Consider the following 15,971-nt stretch of genomic DNA (forward strand, 5'->3'; position numbering starts at 1 on the left):
GATGCAGACGATGTGTCCCGCTTTGCGGCGGCGGATCATCGGCATCACCAGCGGGTGAAGCACGTTGTAAAACCCGTCGAGGTTGGTTCGCAGTACCTGATCCCAATCCTCGGAGGTGAGGCCCGGAAAGGCGCCGTCGCGCGTGAGGCCCGCATTGCAGACCACACCGTAGTACGCGCCGTGCTCTCCAACATCGGCCTCGAGCGCAGCGGCCGACGCGGCGCGGTCGGCGATATCGAACTGGATGACGCGTGCCGTGCGACCTTTGGCGACGATCTCGGCGAGGACGGCGTCGGCTTCGTCGCGGCGAGAGCGGCAGTGGACGACGATGTCATAGCCGGCGTCGGCGAGATTCAGCGCGATGGCGCGGCCGATGCCGCGGCTGGAGCCGGTGACGAGGACGGTATCGTTCATGGCGCGGTTCCCTTGGAATCGAGAGTGTTGCGTGGATCGAGGAAAGGCGTCGGGTCGGGCGGACTGAACACCGTCAGGCGTGCCTCGGCGTGCACGCCCGTCGTATCGATGCGACAGCTGAAGGCGGCCATGCCGTCGTCGTCATGGAAGGTTCGGACGGCTTCGATGAGAAGCTTGGCTCCCGGCGGAAACATGTCGGCATCGACCCTGTAACTGCGTGTGCCCAGCAGGAAGCCCGGGCGGATCTCACCCCCCGCGGCGAGCACCTGGCAGCCGTTCCACGCCGCGATAGCCTGCGCCATCAGCTCGATGCCGGCCCAGCCGGGCAGACCACCGGATTCGATGAAGGCATCGCCGCGGCGGATGGCACGCTCGCAGACGATGCGTTCGGGATCCCATTCCACCACGCGATCGAGCAGGATCATGCGACCCGCGTGTGTGAGCAGTTGTTCGATGGGCCACAGGGTCATGGTGCGTTCGCCAGGATCAGGCTCGCGTTGTTTCCGCCGAACGCGAAGGAGTTGCTCATGAGGTAACGGCGGCCGGGTGGGAGGCGACTGTCGCCATCGGTAAAGGCCAGCGGCGGCAGCGACGGGTCGGCCTCGCCATCCCACACGTGCGGTGGCAGGCGCCGCTGCGGGTCGGTGAGGGCCAGCCAGCAGAAGGCGGCCTCGAGCGCGCCGGCAGCACCCAGCGTGTGGCCGGTGAGTGCCTTGGTCGACGAGCAGGGTACGGGGCGGCCGAACGTCGCCGCGACTGCGCGGCTCTCCATTGCGTCGTTGTGTTCGGTGGCCGTGCCGTGCAGGTTCACGTAGTCGATCATGCCCGGCGCCAGGCCGGCTGACGACAAGGCCCTTGCCATGGCGTCGCTGGCACCGCGACCTTCCGGATCCGGCGAGGACATGTGGTAGGCGTCCGAGCTTGCGCCGCCGCCGAGAAAAGCGACGGGCGCATGGTCGCGCGTCATCATGAAGAGAGCGGCCGCCTCACCGATGTTGATGCCATCGCGACGCCGCGAGAACGGCTGGCAACGGGCCGCGGCCATGGCTTCGAGCGAATGGAAGCCATTCGTCGCCAGGCGGCACAGCGTGTCCGCGCCGCCGCAGATCACGGCATCGCACAGGCCTGTCTTCAGCAGGCGTGCCGCGCTGAGCAGGGCGCGGGCACCCGAGGTGCATGCGGTGGAAATGCCGTAGGCAGGGCCGGCAATACCCAGCCACTCGGCAAGAAAGGCGGCCGGCGCACCGAGTTCCTGATCCGCATACTGGTAATGCGCCGGCCAGCTGCCGGTCTGGCCGAGCGCGGCAATGCTGCCCGTCGCCTCCTCGATGCCGGTCGTGCTGGTACCAATGACGATACCGACCCTTTCGGCACCGAAGCGCAGGACGGCAGCGCGGAGCTCCGCTTCGATTTCCTGCGCGGCGAGCATCAGCAGGCGGTTGTTACGCGTATCCCGGTGTAAGAGTTCGGCGGAAAGCGCCGGCAATGCCGCGGAGACATGGCCGAGGCGTAGCGTGTGTTCGGGTACCCATCCGCCCAGGTCTTGCAGTCCATGCCCGGCAGCGTCGAACATCGCTTCGGCCACCGCCTGCTTTCCCACACCGAGCGAGCACACGACGCCGAGGACATTCAGGTAGGTCGTCATGTCGTCAGCCCGGCTTGCGCGCGGCGACGTTGACCAGGGTTTCCTCGCGCTTGCCCACCGGCGGGGCGGCCTTGAGGCCCCAACGTTCCAGCAGGCCGAAATCCTTCGCACGGCTCCACCACAAGTAGGGCAGGGATACCTGTGCCTGGGTGAATACGAAACCGCGCCCACGAAGCATGGCCAGATATTCGTCGGCGCTCTTCTGGACATGCATCGGATGACGGAAGAACCAGCGGATCACCCAGGAGTCGATGTACGCCTTGGTGGACTCGGCGAACAGCAGCAGTCCGCCCGGCTTGAGCACGCGCCAGAACTCGTCCAGAGCGCGTTCCTGTTCGACCAGGTGATGGAATGTCTGGTGGCAGAACACGGTATCCACGCTGGCGTCGGCCAGGTCGATACGCGCGCAATCGCTCGTGAACAGTTCCACGTCGATGCCCTCACGTGCCGCCTCCGCACGCGACAGCTCGATACTGTGGGGATCCGCGTCCAGGCCGAGCATGCGCGCCGGGGCGAAGACGTCGCGCAGATAGCGAAACGAACGCCCCTGGCCGCAGCCGACATCGAGCAAGGTGCCACCCTGCGGCAGGGGCTCAACCGCCAATCGCTTGAGATCGTTGATGGCCACGCGCAGGACGTGGTGCTGCCAGGTATGGGTGCGCAGGAAGACGAAACCGATCCGGGTTTCCTCCACGTAGGTGGCGCTGGCGTACTTCATCAGTGAGGCGTCCATGGCAATCAGGGCAACGACTGTCGCGCCAGGTGGCGCTCGACATCGTCGATGAAAACGGAAGGTGAGACCAGCTGCATCTCGCCATCGGTGAGCCTGACCGCGACCTGGATCGTGCTGGCGCGGGTCAGTCGCTCGTGGGTGGCGGCGTCGCTGAGGGTGTAGTGGATCTTCAGGCGGTTCTGCCATTCGACCAGCTCGGCACGTACGACCAGCTTCTGGCCGAAACGTGCGGCGCGCGCGTAACGCAGCTGCATGTCGATGATCGGCCACGCATAGCCGGTGTCTTTCATGCGCACATAGTCGTGGCCGAGGGCTTCGAGCAGGGCACAGCGTGCGACCTCGAGGTACTTGACGTAATGGCCGTGCCAGACGACTTCCATTGAATCGACATCGAAGAAGGGAACGGTCAACTCCGTGTCGACGGCGAATACACCGTTAGCGCGCATCGTGGGCTCCGTTCGTACCGTGCCAGTACGGGTGGAAGTTGAACCATTGCAAAGGGGCGGCGAGGCAGTGCTGCGCGAGCCATTCGGCGTAACGCGAGACGGCGCCGGCGATCGCGGCACCGCGAGTGGAACGTTCCCACGTGGACGCATCGTCGAAGCGACGCAGGTGGATGGTGTAACGGCCTGCATGCTTGATGCAGCAGACCAGGTTGACCGGGCAGCGCAGCATCGCGGCCATCAACCAGGGGCCCTGAGGAAACGCAGCCGGGGCACCGAGGAAGTCGACGTTCACGCTGCGGCCGCCATGCTCCGGGACACGATCACCGGCGATGGCGACCCATTCGCCGCGCTCGAGGCGTTGCGACAGATCCATCATCGCCACCGTATCGAGGTCACCCACATGCATCAGGCGGAGGCGACGGTCACCGGATTCGCCAAGCAGGCGATTGAAATGCGCCGCATGGGGAAGATGCATCAGCACGTTCAGTGCCACGCCTTCGCCGATCTCGGCCATGGCGCGGCAAACATCGAGATTGCCCAGGTGCGTGCAGACGAGCAGTTGCCCCCGCCCGCCGGAACGAAGCGAGTCGCGCACGCCGTCGGGGTCGTCCATGTCTACCGAGGACAAGCGCAGCTTGCCGCGCCAGACGTCGAAACGATCGAGCATGCAGTCGCCGAAGGCGAGGTATTGCGCGAGCACCGGACGCTGGCGGGGAAACAGGTCGGCGCGACCGCTCCAGGCAGCCAGTCGCCGTTGGTAGTCGCCCACGATGCGCCGCGTAGCGCGACCGGTAACGAAGAAATACAGCACGATGAGGTAAATGACCGGAGCAACGGGCCGCCGCCCGAGCAGGCGCACGGCGACGGACGTGAGCTTCATGCCGAGGAAGCTTCCACGTTCTTTTCGTGACGCCCAGTGCGTCGTCGCGCCTGCGGACTCAGGCATGGGTGCCTTCCAGGCGCAGGTGCGCGGACGAGTAATACGCATCACCGGTGCGATAGGCGAAATGCAGGCGTCCGCGCACGGCGTCGTAGCGCAGCGTTAGTTCCACGCGATCGCCGGGACGCAGCAGGCGCTGGAATTTCAGTCCATCCATGCCGCGACACGTAGTCGGTGTGCCGAGCCGGGGCGCGGCGAGCTCGAGCGCCCAGCCGATCTGGACGACGCCCGGCAGGACCGGCGCGTCCGGAAAGTGATCGGCGAAGCAGGCAAGGTCCAGCGGCAGCTCCAGTTCGATGACATGCGTGTCGCCATCGAGGCGTTCGCCCATCACGCGTGGCGCCGTCGRCAACGCGGCCTGCAGGAGCGCATCCACCCGCGCGGATTCCGGCAAGACGTCGACGAAGCGCCAGACCATGGGCGTCGACAGCGCATCGTCGCCTGCCGCTTGCTGCCCGAGTTCATTGATGAGGCCTGCCCGCCCATGACGCAGCAGCGCCGTGCGTCCGGCAGGTGTGAACGCCACGACCATGCCCGGGCCGAGCTTGCCGGCGTAGCCGCCCGCGGCCGCCGCGACCCAGGGGTGCGAGAGCAGGCGCCCGGCCGCACCGTCCATCGGTGCCTTGTTGATCCGGCGACGCAGGCGCTGGCGCAGCAGCCACTCGCCGAGAAAGAGCACGCCCATCACGGAGTAGGCCAGAATGCCGTTGTAGAACGTCCACCATGAGAGCGGGCCCCACTTGGCCAGCAGGCCGGAGGCAGTGCCGTTGAGCAGGAAAAACACCACCCACACCCAGGTTACCTTGCGCGTGTAGCGCACGGCGACAGGTGGCAGGTCGGGCTCGGTGACACGCGCGATGCGCTCGATCATCGGTGGCCCGAATTTCAGGCTGAGACCGAACGYGGCCAGGAGTAACGCGCAGATCAGGCTGGGGTACCAGCGCAGCAGATCGTCTTCGCCGCCGAATGCGAGCACCGCGCAGTAGATCAGCGTTACGCCGAGCATCCAGCGGCCGCCGGGCTGGCGCCACAGGGCGGGTGCACGCACCAGCCACAGGCCACCGAGGATCAACCCGAAGATCGGCGTGGACACGTGGTCCATGCCGAAGTAGACGATGAAGGGATAGAGCACGCCGACCAGCAGCAGTGCCGCGTCGCTCAGTTTGCGCATGGGGCGCCGTTCGCTTCGACGTAGTGGGCGAGGCTTCGTACCGTCTCGAAGTGGCGTCGGGCGTCACGTGAATCCGAGGCGATCTTCAATCCGTAGCGGTTCTGCAGCGCAAGCGCGAGCTCGAGGGCATCGACCGAATCCAGGCCGAGCCCCTGGCCGAAGAGCGGCTGGTCGACGGCAATGTCGTCCACCTTGAGGTGTTCGAGAGCGAGCGTCTCGATGATGAGTCCGGCGATGTTCCGTTCGAGGTCATTCATGCCTTGAGTTCCCTGGCGTAGAGTTGGTGGAGGTGGGCATTGAGCCGACGCGAGGCTATCGGCGCGGGAGCGGCTTCACTGAAGGCCGCGACGGGAATATCGTCGCCGACCCGGATATGCACGTGCACGCGGCGCTTCGGCACGCTGTACCACGGTTCGGCCTTGGTCAACGTGGTCGGCACGACCGTGATGAAAACCGGGGTGACCGTACGTGCGCCGCGCACGGCAATGGCGGCAGCGCCCCGATGGAAGACGGGATCCTGGCCGGGCGTCGTGCGCGTACCTTCCGGAAAGATGATCAGGGTCTGGCCGTCGCGGAGGACATCGGCCGCCCGGTCGAGCATCTCGGCGCTGCCGTCGTTACTGATGTAGCCGGCGGCCATCACCGGCCCACGCATGCAGGGGTTCTTCCACAGGCTGTGCTTGACCACGCAGTTGGCCTCGGGAACGTGGCCGATCAGGTAGACCACGTCGATTAACGAGGGGTGGTTGGCGACGATCATCTGGCCGGGTTGGCCAAGGCGCTCCACGCCGTCGAAGCGAAACGCGACAGTGCCGGTGCGGTACATGAACTGCGAGTGCAGCCAGAACGCGCGCCCGACCGTTCGCCGGGCACGGCGACGGCGCACCGCTTCGGGTCCAGGCCACGCCAGCACCACAGGGAGTACGACCACGCGCAGCACGATGCCGCCGATGCCGAACAAGGCGAAGCTCAGGGCGGTGCAGACGAAGCGCCAGGCCCAGAAGTCGCCTCGGCGGATCACGGTACCGGTTGCCAGGTCCATCGACGCATCTTCCACGGGTGGTCCAGGATCGCGCCATCGTGCAGTGCGCGGACGAAATGCAGGGCGTGCGGGCCAGGGGCCGACGGTGCGGCCTCTGTATTACCACGAAGCGACAGCCTCCAGCGCGGACCGGCCGCCGTGCCATCGGCCCGTGAGACGCGCAGCGCGACGGCATAGGAAAAGGGGACGTCGTCGATCCAACCGTCATAGGCCACGGCGGGACGCTCTTCGGCGAGCACGACGATGACCGCGGCGGCACCCTCGCCAAGCAGGGCGGCGGCTTCGACGATGGCATGCTCGAACGTGTCGGCTTCCCCCGCGATCGCCACGGATTCGCCGCGCTGCTCGCGCAGGATGGACCACTGCCCGGCAATCGCGTTATGGACCGAAAGACCGAACTGCGTGGGCGACAGGGGTGCCTCGCGGCCAATGTCATCCAGCATGGCGAAGGTGCGGGTGGTCTCGCCGTGTCGCGAAGCATAAACGAAGGGCAGTTGCTCGTCGTCGCCACACATCGGCCACGCGGTGTGCATGACGATGCGCGCCAGGCGGCTGAGGCGCCGGCGCTGCATCGGCGGCACGAAGTCGCAGGAGGGCTGCTCACCGCTATCGACGAGAGGGCGAGGTGCCGCCGACCATGCGGCCCACGCGGCCGGTTCCTCGATGCCGGGCGCCCACGCGCGCCAGCGTTCGATAGCCAGCTCGATCACGTGACTGCCCCGGCATGGCGGCGAAAGACCAGGGCGGCGCAGCTGCCACCGAAGCCAAACGTATTCGACATCACGCTATCCACCGGGATCGCGAGTTCCCCCTCGATCAATGGCGCATCCGCAAAGGCGGCATCACGTCTTGGCGGTGTCGCGCCGCCGAGCAGCACGCCTTTCTCCATCATGGCGATCGACGCGATGGCGTCGAGGGCGCCCGCCGCCGCCGGCGCGTGACCGGTCAGGCCCTTGATCGACGACATGGGTGGCACGGCATGCCTGCGTTCGCCGAATACCCGGCTCAGTGCGTGCCATTCGGCAAGGTCGCCGTGGATGGTCGCGCACGCGTGCGTGTTGATGTAATCGGGCAGGATGCCGGCCAGATCGATAGCCTGGTGCATGGCTTCGGCCATGCCACCCGCCTCGGGACTCACCATGCCGTGGGGATCCGACGCCGCGCCGTAACCCACGAGTTCGGCGAGGATGCGTGCACCGCGCGCGTTCGCATGGTCGAGCGACTCGAGCACCAGCACGCCGGCGCCACCGCCTAGCACGATGCCGTCGCGATCGGCATCGTAAGGGCAGGCTACGCGCTCACCCGCCACGCTTGTCGTCGACAAGGCATTCATCACGTCGAAGCACATCGCCGCCTTGTCGTGCAGCTCCTCGGCGCCGCCGCAGACGACGATTTCCTGCCGCCCGAGCTGGATCAGTTCCATCGCCTGGCCGATAGCGTGCGTCGCACTCGTGCAGGCCGAGCTGATGGTGAAGGCGCGGCCGCCGAAGCCGAAGGCGTGGGTAAGCGTCGCCGCCACCGCACTGCCCATGCTCCGCGGCACGATGAACGGCGACAGTCGCGAGATACCGCGCGCGTGGAACATGTCCAGGCCCGCTTCGTATTCAGAGAGAGCGGCTGAAGCGCCCATGAGGATGCCGACATCGCGCTCGCCGATACGCGCCTCATCGAGTCCGGCTTCCTGCAGCGCTTCGCGGGTAGCGTGCCACGCGTATTCCGCCGCCTGCGGCAGGTAGCGACGCAGCTTGCGGTGCGGCGGTTCGAGCGTGTCGGTATCGGCGGGCGCCGCAACACGGCAGCGCATGCCCAGCGCGGCGAAATCCGGCATATCGCGAAAGCCTGCGCGGCCCGCGCGCAAGCCGTCGAACAGGGCATGGCGGTCCGGCCCGAGGCAGGACACAGCGCCCATGCCGGTGACCACGACGCGCCTCATCAGCCGACTGCCTTGAAGATCAGCGACGTATTGATGCCGCCGAAGGCAAAGTTGTTGTTCATGACGTAGCGGGTGCGGATATCGCGGCCCTCGCCGGTGAGATAGTCCAGCGCGGCGCATTCCGGATCCGGCGTCTCGAGGTTTATCGTCGGCGCGAACCAGCCACCGCGCATCATTTCGATCGCCCACCAGGCTTCGAGCGCACCACAGGCACCGAGCGTGTGGCCCACGTAGCTCTTCATCGAGCTGATGGGAACGCCAGTGCCCAGCACGTCCGCCGTGGCGTGGCTTTCCGCCACGTCACCGCGATCGGTCGCGGTGCCGTGCGCGCTGACGTAGCCGATGGCGTCGGGCGCCAGGTCGGCGTCGGCAAGGGCCATGCGCATGGCGGCGGCCATGGTCCCGCGCGTGGGTTGGGTGATGTGCTGGCCGTCCGAGTTGGTACCGAAGCCGACGATCTCCGCGTAGATGCGCGCGCCTCGGGCCACCGCGTGCTCGTACTCCTCGAGGATCAGCGTCGTCGCTCCTTCGCCGACGACGAGGCCGTCGCGCTTGGCGTCGAACGGGCGCGGCGTCACCTGGGGTGTGTCGTTGCGGGTGCTCGTCGCGAACAGGGTGTCGAACACGGCGGCGCCGGGGCCGGACAGCTCTTCGGCTCCGCCGCACACCATCAGCGTCTGCTTGCCCTGCTGGATCGCTTCGTAGCCGTAACCGATGGCCTGGCTGCCGGAGGTACACGCGCTGGATGTGGTGATGATGCGGCCCTTCAACCCGAAGAACACGCCGACGTTCACCGCCGTCGTGTGCGCCATCATCTGGATGTAGCTGGTCGCGGTCACGCCCTGCATGGAACCGGTTTCGAGCATGCGCCCGATGGTCTTCGCCGGCTCGATGCTGCCGCCCGACGAACCATAGGCGACGCCCATGCGCCCGTCGGTGATCTCGGTGTTGCCGAGCAGGCCGGCGTCGTCGAGGGCGCGCTCGCTCGCGGCAACGGCGAGCTGGGCCACGCGTCCCATCGAGCGCACGTGCTTGCGCGACCACGTCGACGGGATCCTGAAATCGTCGACGGGGCACCCGAGGCGTCCGTTCAGCGCATCGAAGTAATCCCACTCGTGCATGCGACGCACGGCATTGCGGAACTGGCGCAGGCGCGCCTCGATGGTGGTCCAGTCGTCGCCGAGTGGCGTGATGCCGCCCATGCCCGTGACAACGACGCGCTTCATCGCGCGACCTCCGGTAACGTGTTCTGCGTTGTTCATGCGGTTCGATTCTTCGGTGCGGGGACGCTCACCGGCGCGAGTAGCGCAGTGAAGCCGATCCCGAGGAGCAGGGTAAGGCCAAAATGTCGCAGGGCCGGCATCGTGCTGAGCGCGAGCAGGCCGAAGGAGAGCAGGGCGGTGACCGCCGAGAGCAGCACGCCGGCGTAAGCCGCGCCCGGGAGGTGGGCGACGTGTGGTTCGCCTTCGCGCAGGAAGACGGCGTAGTTGGCGCCGACGCCGAGCACCAGCATCAGTGCCATGACGTGGAACAGCGTAAGCGGTTCGCCGAGGTAGCCGAGTGCGGCCACGCTGAGCACGATGCCGGCGGCTGGCGGCAACAGGACGCGCCACGCGGAGCGCAGACCGTAGCGCCAGACGAAGGCGAGGCCGACCAGGGCCAGTGCGCCGCCGAGCCAGACATCCGCATAGCCACGATAACGGCCGAACAGCGCCGTGATGCTCGCCGGCTTGTCGACCAGCGACACGCCGGGCAAACCATCGGACGCGGTGCGGAGCAGGTCCGCATCGTCCTGGCCCTGGGGCACGACGATGCTGCCGACGCCGTGTTTGCCGCCACTCATCCACAGGTAACGGAACGGCGTATAGGCGGGCATGGCCAGCCAGTCGTCGATCGTGAAGGCACGGCCAGGATAAGCGGCTACGAAGCCGGCGCTGCCTTCGGCGCGGAATCCCGCCTGACCCAGCCATTCACTCATGCGTTCGCGTGGTGTAAAAAGCGGCTCGAGTGCCGCGATGTTCGCCGCCTGCCGATGTGCCGAAGGCAGCATGGCGCTGATGCCGGTCCAGCCGCCGAGCTTGCCGTCCGCCACCCAGGTCTGGAGCCGGTCGGTGAGCGCTTCCTCGCGCTGGAGCACTTCTTCCGCGTTGGCACCCTCGACCAGCCAGAACTGACTGCCGCCGCCAAAGCCGGCGACATCGCGGATCGTCGCCGTTTGGGCCTCAAGCGCCTTGGGCGGCGAGATGAGCAGGTGAATATCGTCATCGTGGCCCAGACGCAGCCAGCCTGGAACGGCGACGACACACAGCACCGCGACGCCGAGCAGCGCGCGACGCCCCGAGGCGATGCGCTGCCAGCCGAGTGCGAGCCGAACGAGGGCGGGCGAGAGCGGCGCACGGGCAGGCTTCTGGGCCAGCGCCGGCAGCAACCAGAACACGCTGGCGCAGGCGATGGCCATGCCGGCGATGGCGAAGACAGCCATCTGGCGGAGGAACGGGAACGGGACGACGGCCAGCAGTGAATAGCCAAGCAGGGACGTGGCCAGCGCGAGCAATAGCGCCGGGCGCACCTGTCGCACGCCGCGCTCGGCATGCCAGTCGGCGCCGGCATTCGCAYGGGCGCAGAGGTACTGGATCGAATAATCCACCGCTTCGCCGAGCAGCGCCGCCCCGAACACCAGGGTCAGCAGGTGCAGCTGGCCGAACACCAGCACGGTAGTGGCGATGGCGCCGATCACGCCGAGCGCCGTGGAGACAAAGGCGATCAACAGCGGTCGGAGCGATCGGAAGACCAGCAGCAAGAGCAGCGCGATGCCGACGGTGGAAGCGATGCCGACGACATGCGTATCGTGCTCGGCGCCTGCGCGGGCAGACGCCGCATAGAAGATGGCGCCGGTACGCAGGAGCGCAGTACCCGGATRCCTGGCGACCATCGCGGTCTCCGCACGTTCCAGCGTCGCCAGCGCCTGGCGCTGAACGACGTCGTCGTACGACGAGCCCTTCAGCGTGGCGATGACCAGCACGTAGCTGCCATCGTCGCGATGGGCGGTGAGCATGTCGTCCTCGGGCACGAGGGCAGAGCGGTTCCACGGCTGGCGGTCGAGCCAGTGCTGCATCCAGCCGAACGGATCGTCGGTGAGCTTCGCGCCGACATTGGCGCCGAACGGCTGGTTGAGGCGGCGTTTCAGGGCGTCCACCGGGTCGAAGCCCGATGTCGTGAGCGCGGCCCGGTCTTCCGGCGTCAGCAAGTGGAAGCGGAACGGCAGGAAAGGCGTGACCAGTTGGTCGAGGTCGAACGGTGGCAGCTCCGCGATCACGGAGGCGAACACGGGATCCGCGGCCAACGCAGCGCCGAGCTCACGCGCCGCATCCTTGGCCGCGTCGTCGTCCTTGTGGTGGACGAGCAGCACCATGCGATCGCCGCTGGCCCTGGCCAGCCGCTCCACGGCGTCCTCGGCAAGGGGGTGGCGTTCCGTCGCGGGAAGCAACGTGAGTACATCGGTCTGCAAGGGCGACGTGCCCCGGCCGAACAGCAGCCACGCACAAAGCAGGCAGACGACCAGCGACGCGAATGCGAACAGGCCAGCGCGCTGCGTGGTCGAAAGCGACTTCATGGAATGCCGAGCACCTTGGATTCGACCGGCGTGAGCGAGCCGGCATCGCGCGTATTGGCGAAGGTGATGAGCGTGCGCTCGCCACTGGCGAGGTTTACTTCGATCGACTGCAGGAACGCGTCGCCCTTGAGTGTGATGCCGGCAAGCACTTTCGCCACGCGCGCCTGGCGTGGCACGAAGTGCAACGTCCAGTGCTCGGGTGTGCCATCCGCACTGATGGTGAACTGACGGGCGGCATCGTCGGACTTGCCCGCGAGCAGCGACTGCAGCATGCCGGAGACCTGGCTCACGCCACGATTGCCGTCACGGACGCGCTCGAGCTTGCCCTGCGCGTTCAACCGCGACGTATCGCCCGAGGTGAAGACCAGTGTGTCCTCGAACGGATCGCGGGTGTGCCAGACCATGCCGTGGCCGATGACGAAGAGCAGGTCGCCGTGGCTGAGTTGCGGTTCGGCGAGCGCCGGGTTCTCGCGGCTCTGGGTGAATTCGGCGCGGACCTGTGGGTGCTTTGCCAGATGGCCCAGCACGTCGTCGGTCAGGGCAGGCGATTGTGCGTGCGCGGCGAACGCGCAAAGCAGGGCGAAAAAAGTGATAAGTCGACGCATCAGTGGGTCTCGCTCTTGAGCTTGCGAAGAAGGAGGCGCGGCGCACGGGGCAGCATGCCCAGAAGCAGGCGCGTATGCATCGCGGTAATCCGCGCGTTGTCGCGCCACATGCGGAAGTGCGAGAGGCCGTTTTCCGGGTAGATCACGCGTGTCGGCAGGTTACGCACGGGTACGCCCCGCCAGAAAAGGCGCACGGCGATTTCGGTGTCGAAGTCCATGCGGGTCGGCAGCGGCTTTCGCGCGATCTCGGCGCGCGTGGCATCCAGGGGGTAGAGCCGGTAGCCGCACATCGAATCCTGAATGTCGAACGACAACGTCTCGACCCATACGCAGGCATGCGTCAGGTATCGGCCGTAGAGGCGGGCACGGGGTACGGAGTCGTCATAGATGGGACGGCCGCAGACCATGGCGTCCGGCGCGGCTTTCGCTTCGGCGAGAAAGCGCGGCACGTCGGCGGTGTCGTGCTGCCCGTCGGCATCGATCTGCAGGACGTGGCTGTAACCCGCCTCGTGGGCGGCAAGGAAGCCGGCGCTAAGGGCCGCACCCTTGCCACCGTTGGCGGCCAGGCGGATCAGCCGCAGGTCGTCGCGGCCGGCCACCAGGGCGTCGAGGATGTCGCGCGTCGCCGTGTCGGAGCCGTCGTCGACGATCAGAACGGGCAAGCCATGCCCGGCAAGCGCGTTGGCGGTCGCCGCAATGGTCTTGCCATGGTTGTAGATCGGGACAACCGCGCAAGGCGCGAAGGATCGCGCCGCGGGGTCGCGCGGTCCGGGCCTGCCCGCCATCGGTGCCTCAGCGGGCGACGAGGGTCTGCACGGTGGCGACCACGTCGCCCACGGTGCGAACGCTCTTGAAGTCCTCAGGCTTGATCCGGGTGCCGGTCATGTCCTGCACCTGGATCGCCAGATCGATGGCGTCGATGCTGTCCAGTTCGAGGTCGGTAAACAGATTGGCCTCGGGAGTGACCTTTGCGGGGTCGATCTCGAAGGTCTCGTGCAGCACGGACCGCAAACGCGCGAGCACGTCGTCGAAGGTGAAGGTTTCGGCTGGGATCGCGCTCATAAGCTCGGTAAGTCCATTTCATCCTCGAATCGTGGGTGTCACCCTTACAGGCACAAGAGTGACTACTCCGTCATCGAGGCGACGAAAGTCGTGATCGGAAAGTCTGGTTTGTCGCCGCCGCGAACGGCGTCCCCCTTGACCCAAAAGCTCCATGTAGGCAAAGCCTTACAAGACAGCCCGGGGTGACCGAAGTGTAGCAGATCGTCGCAGGGCTGCGCCGGCTGGCGGACACCCTTCCGGACGCCCGAACTGGCGTCCGCGGACGGGGATGTGGCCTGGAGGTGGTCGGCGAAAACCGCACAGGAATGCGCCCTGCAGGCCATTCCGGCCCTTGGCACGCCCGATGCATCGGTAATTACGACCCCGCCTCATTCTCGTCCAAGGAGAACGACCATGAAATTCGAAACCGCCATGCTGAAGACCTTCTTCGTCGCGGGTGCCCTGACCTGCCTGCTGATGCTCGGCGCCTTCGTCGCTTCGCCGGCGAACCACGTCGCGCAGCCGGTGCTGGTGGCCGCCGCTCGCTAAGGTCGGATCGGGGCCGGCATCAGTCTGGCTCGATCACACGCACGTTAGTCGCGTACGGCGGCCCATCCACGCCGTCTCCGATATCGAATGACACCCGGTCGGCTGCCTTGAGCCCGACCCGTAGGCGAGGCCGCCGTTGCTTCTCACGAGCAGCGACCCTGGCCTCTGCTTCGAAGTAGAAAGTTGGCCACAAGGCAACACCGCCCATGCCGGCTTCGGACTCGCGTTGTTCGTCCTTCTTCATGATTCGCATCCTCCAACGATCCTGTGATGGATGAGAAACGGAGCGCACGGATGCGTGCCCTCCCTGTTCAGATCTTCTGCACTTCCTCCGCCTGCAGGCCCTTCTGTCCCTGTTTGACCCTGAATGAGACCTTGTCGCCCTCGGCCAGGGACTTGAATCCGTCCACCAGGATGTCCTTGAAATGAACGAATACATCGGTGCCGCTTTCGCGCTCGATGAAACCGAATCCCTTGGCGTCGTTGAACCACTTGACCTTCCCGTTCTCGCGATCCGACATGACACTTACCTCAGCATGTTCTCTGCGGCGATCGCGCATCCATGGCGTCGAAAGTCGCCGGACGTATCGCCGGTTTCATCGTACGCCGGCGTGTCGTCGTCTGGCTGCGGGGCAGGTCGGCCGAACGTTGTAGGCATGCCATCGTAAAGAACCGCTGAATCACGCCGATGACGCTTCCGTTGCCTGTTTTGCGTAGTGCTTGCCGAGCGAGAGAGAGAAGGCAGCGCGTTCGTGCTGCCTTCTCTCGCAAAGACGGGTGCTTAGTAGTTATCTGTCACGCGGCACACGGCGGTTGCCTTTACGCGCGTGAGCGGATGCGAGCCGCCCCACAGGTCGGTGAACTCGTACTGGATGCTTTCGATGGATCCGCCCTTTGCACTACAGGTTTCCGAAAGTTCCGCGTAGATGGGCTCAATGGCGACGAAACGGCTGGAGCCGCCTTTCTCGACCACGAGGTTGTGATCGGTGTATGACGCGACTGCATCGGATGCGGCAAACGATGCGACAGGGATGAGCGCGAGCAGCAGGGCGGCGCAGGGGATGAAACACTTCATGGGTAATCCTTTACGTCGGGAGGTGGTGCCCTAACGGGCGTGCCCAGTCTCCGTTTCGCCCCCATGACATGCTGTCGGAGCTTCTCCCCACCTGCCGTCGGCGAACCCCTCGCCGCTCCGTGGTTATTCCTGAGGAATGCGAGCTACAAGGCCAAATTCATCTAGCACCGGCCCACTTTCGACGCCGCCAACCTGCGCTGCCAGGAGGACGCCCTGTCCACCCTGGATGGCGAGCCCACGCGGGAAGAGCCGGCGCATAGGTTCGCCAACGGCGATGATGCCGTTGTCGCCGAACGAGGTATCCAATGCGCCGCTTGCCATGTAGCGCGCGGCAAGAACAAGCCCGCCGTCATTGCGGTTTCCGAACAGCCCGGATACGACGATTCTTCCCTGTTCATCGAACGTACCCTGATTCAGATACGAGCTGCCCTTCTCGCTCAGATAGACCGCCTCGCCGTTCGCGAAGTGACTGTCCGGTCGGCCATTCGTGTCGACACCTACCAGGAAGCCGTAAGGATGTGGCTGGCGGAGGTATCCAATGCCGACGAAGCCGCCACCGTCGGCGATCAGAATATCGGTGAACTCCGCCGGAGCAACGCCGGTCGGCGCAACGTATTGGCCATGGATGCCGAAGGTCTGGTCGAGCGTTCCGTCGGGCAAATATCTGCGGATAACGGCCTTTCCGTTGCTCCTTCCGGCAAGAACGTAGCGATCCCCTTGGACGACCCCGGAGATCGAATCTCGCGAAGACTGAGCATCGAATG

The 15,971-nt window shown here is 66.1% G+C and carries 21 protein-coding genes; 1 reads left to right on the forward strand and 20 read right to left on the reverse strand.

The annotated features are described in order from the left end of the window. From AC1DT2_RS05640 to AC1DT2_RS05715, 16 genes are all read right to left on the reverse strand, one after another. Nucleotides 1-414: SDR family NAD(P)-dependent oxidoreductase (locus AC1DT2_RS05640; protein WP_477294996.1), on the reverse strand; the 414-nt coding region annotated here is incomplete at its 3' end. Continuing rightward, nucleotides 411-884 (reverse strand): hotdog family protein, encoded by a 474-nt coding sequence (locus AC1DT2_RS05645; protein WP_063573232.1) that lies wholly within the window; start codon nucleotides 882-884, stop codon nucleotides 411-413. The genes AC1DT2_RS05645 and AC1DT2_RS05640, both read right to left, overlap by 4 nt. Beyond that, the gene (locus AC1DT2_RS05650) at nucleotides 881-2,059 is read right to left on the reverse strand and encodes a beta-ketoacyl-ACP synthase (RefSeq protein WP_477294998.1); all 1,179 of its coding nucleotides are present in this window, start codon (nucleotides 2,057-2,059) and stop codon (nucleotides 881-883) included. The genes AC1DT2_RS05645 and AC1DT2_RS05650 overlap by 4 nt, the downstream gene beginning before the upstream one ends. 4 nt (nucleotides 2,060-2,063) lie before the next feature. Next, the gene (locus AC1DT2_RS05655; protein ID WP_477295000.1) at nucleotides 2,064-2,792 is read right to left on the reverse strand and encodes a class I SAM-dependent methyltransferase; all 729 of its coding nucleotides are present in this window, start codon (nucleotides 2,790-2,792) and stop codon (nucleotides 2,064-2,066) included. 5 nt (nucleotides 2,793-2,797) lie between these two features. Beyond that, nucleotides 2,798-3,238, reverse strand: a complete 441-nt coding sequence (locus AC1DT2_RS05660) for an acyl-CoA thioesterase (protein ID WP_063573234.1) — start codon at nucleotides 3,236-3,238, stop codon at nucleotides 2,798-2,800. After that, nucleotides 3,228-4,184, reverse strand: a complete 957-nt coding sequence (locus tag AC1DT2_RS05665; protein ID WP_477295003.1) for an LpxL/LpxP family acyltransferase — start codon at nucleotides 4,182-4,184, stop codon at nucleotides 3,228-3,230. Before AC1DT2_RS05665 ends, AC1DT2_RS05660 begins: the two co-directional genes overlap by 11 nt. After that, nucleotides 4,177-5,349, reverse strand: coding sequence for an ApeI family dehydratase (locus AC1DT2_RS05670; protein WP_477295005.1), 1,173 nt, complete (start codon nucleotides 5,347-5,349; stop codon nucleotides 4,177-4,179). The genes AC1DT2_RS05665 and AC1DT2_RS05670 overlap by 8 nt, the downstream gene beginning before the upstream one ends. After that, entirely contained in the window at nucleotides 5,337-5,606 is a 270-nt protein-coding gene (locus AC1DT2_RS05675; protein ID WP_063572726.1) for a phosphopantetheine-binding protein, read from the reverse strand. The genes AC1DT2_RS05670 and AC1DT2_RS05675 overlap by 13 nt, the downstream gene beginning before the upstream one ends. After that, complete coding sequence (locus AC1DT2_RS05680) at nucleotides 5,603-6,391, reverse strand: lysophospholipid acyltransferase family protein (RefSeq protein WP_477295007.1); 789 nt, start codon at nucleotides 6,389-6,391, stop codon at nucleotides 5,603-5,605. Before AC1DT2_RS05680 ends, AC1DT2_RS05675 begins: the two co-directional genes overlap by 4 nt. Then, nucleotides 6,367-7,101 (reverse strand): beta-ketoacyl synthase chain length factor, encoded by a 735-nt coding sequence (locus tag AC1DT2_RS05685; protein WP_477295009.1) that lies wholly within the window; start codon nucleotides 7,099-7,101, stop codon nucleotides 6,367-6,369. Before AC1DT2_RS05685 ends, AC1DT2_RS05680 begins: the two co-directional genes overlap by 25 nt. Continuing rightward, entirely contained in the window at nucleotides 7,098-8,324 is a 1,227-nt protein-coding gene (locus tag AC1DT2_RS05690) for a beta-ketoacyl-[acyl-carrier-protein] synthase family protein (RefSeq protein WP_477295011.1), read from the reverse strand. Before AC1DT2_RS05690 ends, AC1DT2_RS05685 begins: the two co-directional genes overlap by 4 nt. Next, nucleotides 8,324-9,550 carry a beta-ketoacyl-ACP synthase gene (locus AC1DT2_RS05695; protein WP_477295026.1) on the reverse strand — a complete coding sequence of 409 codons (1,227 nt, stop codon included), beginning with the start codon at nucleotides 9,548-9,550 and terminating at the stop codon, nucleotides 8,324-8,326. The genes AC1DT2_RS05690 and AC1DT2_RS05695 overlap by 1 nt, the downstream gene beginning before the upstream one ends. A 32-nt stretch (nucleotides 9,551-9,582) precedes the next feature. Next, entirely contained in the window at nucleotides 9,583-11,937 is a 2,355-nt protein-coding gene (locus tag AC1DT2_RS05700; protein ID WP_477295013.1) for an MMPL family transporter, read from the reverse strand. After that, nucleotides 11,934-12,542 (reverse strand): LolA family protein, encoded by a 609-nt coding sequence (locus AC1DT2_RS05705; protein WP_477295015.1) that lies wholly within the window; start codon nucleotides 12,540-12,542, stop codon nucleotides 11,934-11,936. Before AC1DT2_RS05705 ends, AC1DT2_RS05700 begins: the two co-directional genes overlap by 4 nt. Continuing rightward, entirely contained in the window at nucleotides 12,542-13,327 is a 786-nt protein-coding gene (locus AC1DT2_RS05710) for a glycosyltransferase family 2 protein (RefSeq protein ID WP_477295018.1), read from the reverse strand. Before AC1DT2_RS05710 ends, AC1DT2_RS05705 begins: the two co-directional genes overlap by 1 nt. Nucleotides 13,328-13,334: 7 nt before the next feature. Then, nucleotides 13,335-13,604 carry an acyl carrier protein gene (locus AC1DT2_RS05715; protein WP_063572332.1) on the reverse strand — a complete coding sequence of 90 codons (270 nt, stop codon included), beginning with the start codon at nucleotides 13,602-13,604 and terminating at the stop codon, nucleotides 13,335-13,337. A gap of 393 nt (nucleotides 13,605-13,997) precedes the next feature. Between AC1DT2_RS05715 and AC1DT2_RS05720 the strand changes: the two genes are divergently transcribed. Then, nucleotides 13,998-14,132 carry a hypothetical protein gene (locus AC1DT2_RS05720; protein ID WP_255548477.1) on the forward strand — a complete coding sequence of 45 codons (135 nt, stop codon included), beginning with the start codon at nucleotides 13,998-14,000 and terminating at the stop codon, nucleotides 14,130-14,132. Nucleotides 14,133-14,151: 19 nt separating this feature from the next. Here AC1DT2_RS05720 and AC1DT2_RS05725 read toward each other — a convergent pair whose 3' ends face one another. The 4 genes from AC1DT2_RS05725 to AC1DT2_RS05740 form a co-directional block, all read right to left on the reverse strand. Further along, on the reverse strand, nucleotides 14,152-14,376 hold the full coding sequence (locus AC1DT2_RS05725; RefSeq protein WP_477295020.1) for a hypothetical protein: 225 nt from the start codon (nucleotides 14,374-14,376) through the stop codon (nucleotides 14,152-14,154). A gap of 67 nt (nucleotides 14,377-14,443) precedes the next feature. Next, complete coding sequence (locus AC1DT2_RS05730; protein ID WP_477295022.1) at nucleotides 14,444-14,653, reverse strand: cold-shock protein; 210 nt, start codon at nucleotides 14,651-14,653, stop codon at nucleotides 14,444-14,446. A gap of 260 nt (nucleotides 14,654-14,913) precedes the next feature. Then, complete coding sequence (locus AC1DT2_RS05735; protein ID WP_213948452.1) at nucleotides 14,914-15,207, reverse strand: hypothetical protein; 294 nt, start codon at nucleotides 15,205-15,207, stop codon at nucleotides 14,914-14,916. Between the two features lie 123 nt (nucleotides 15,208-15,330). Next, nucleotides 15,331-15,971, reverse strand: a 641-nt coding sequence (locus AC1DT2_RS05740) for a delta-60 repeat domain-containing protein (RefSeq protein WP_477295024.1), incomplete at its 5' end; no start/stop codon positions are given.

This window comes from Luteibacter sp. P4_E6, from assembly GCF_056401535.1.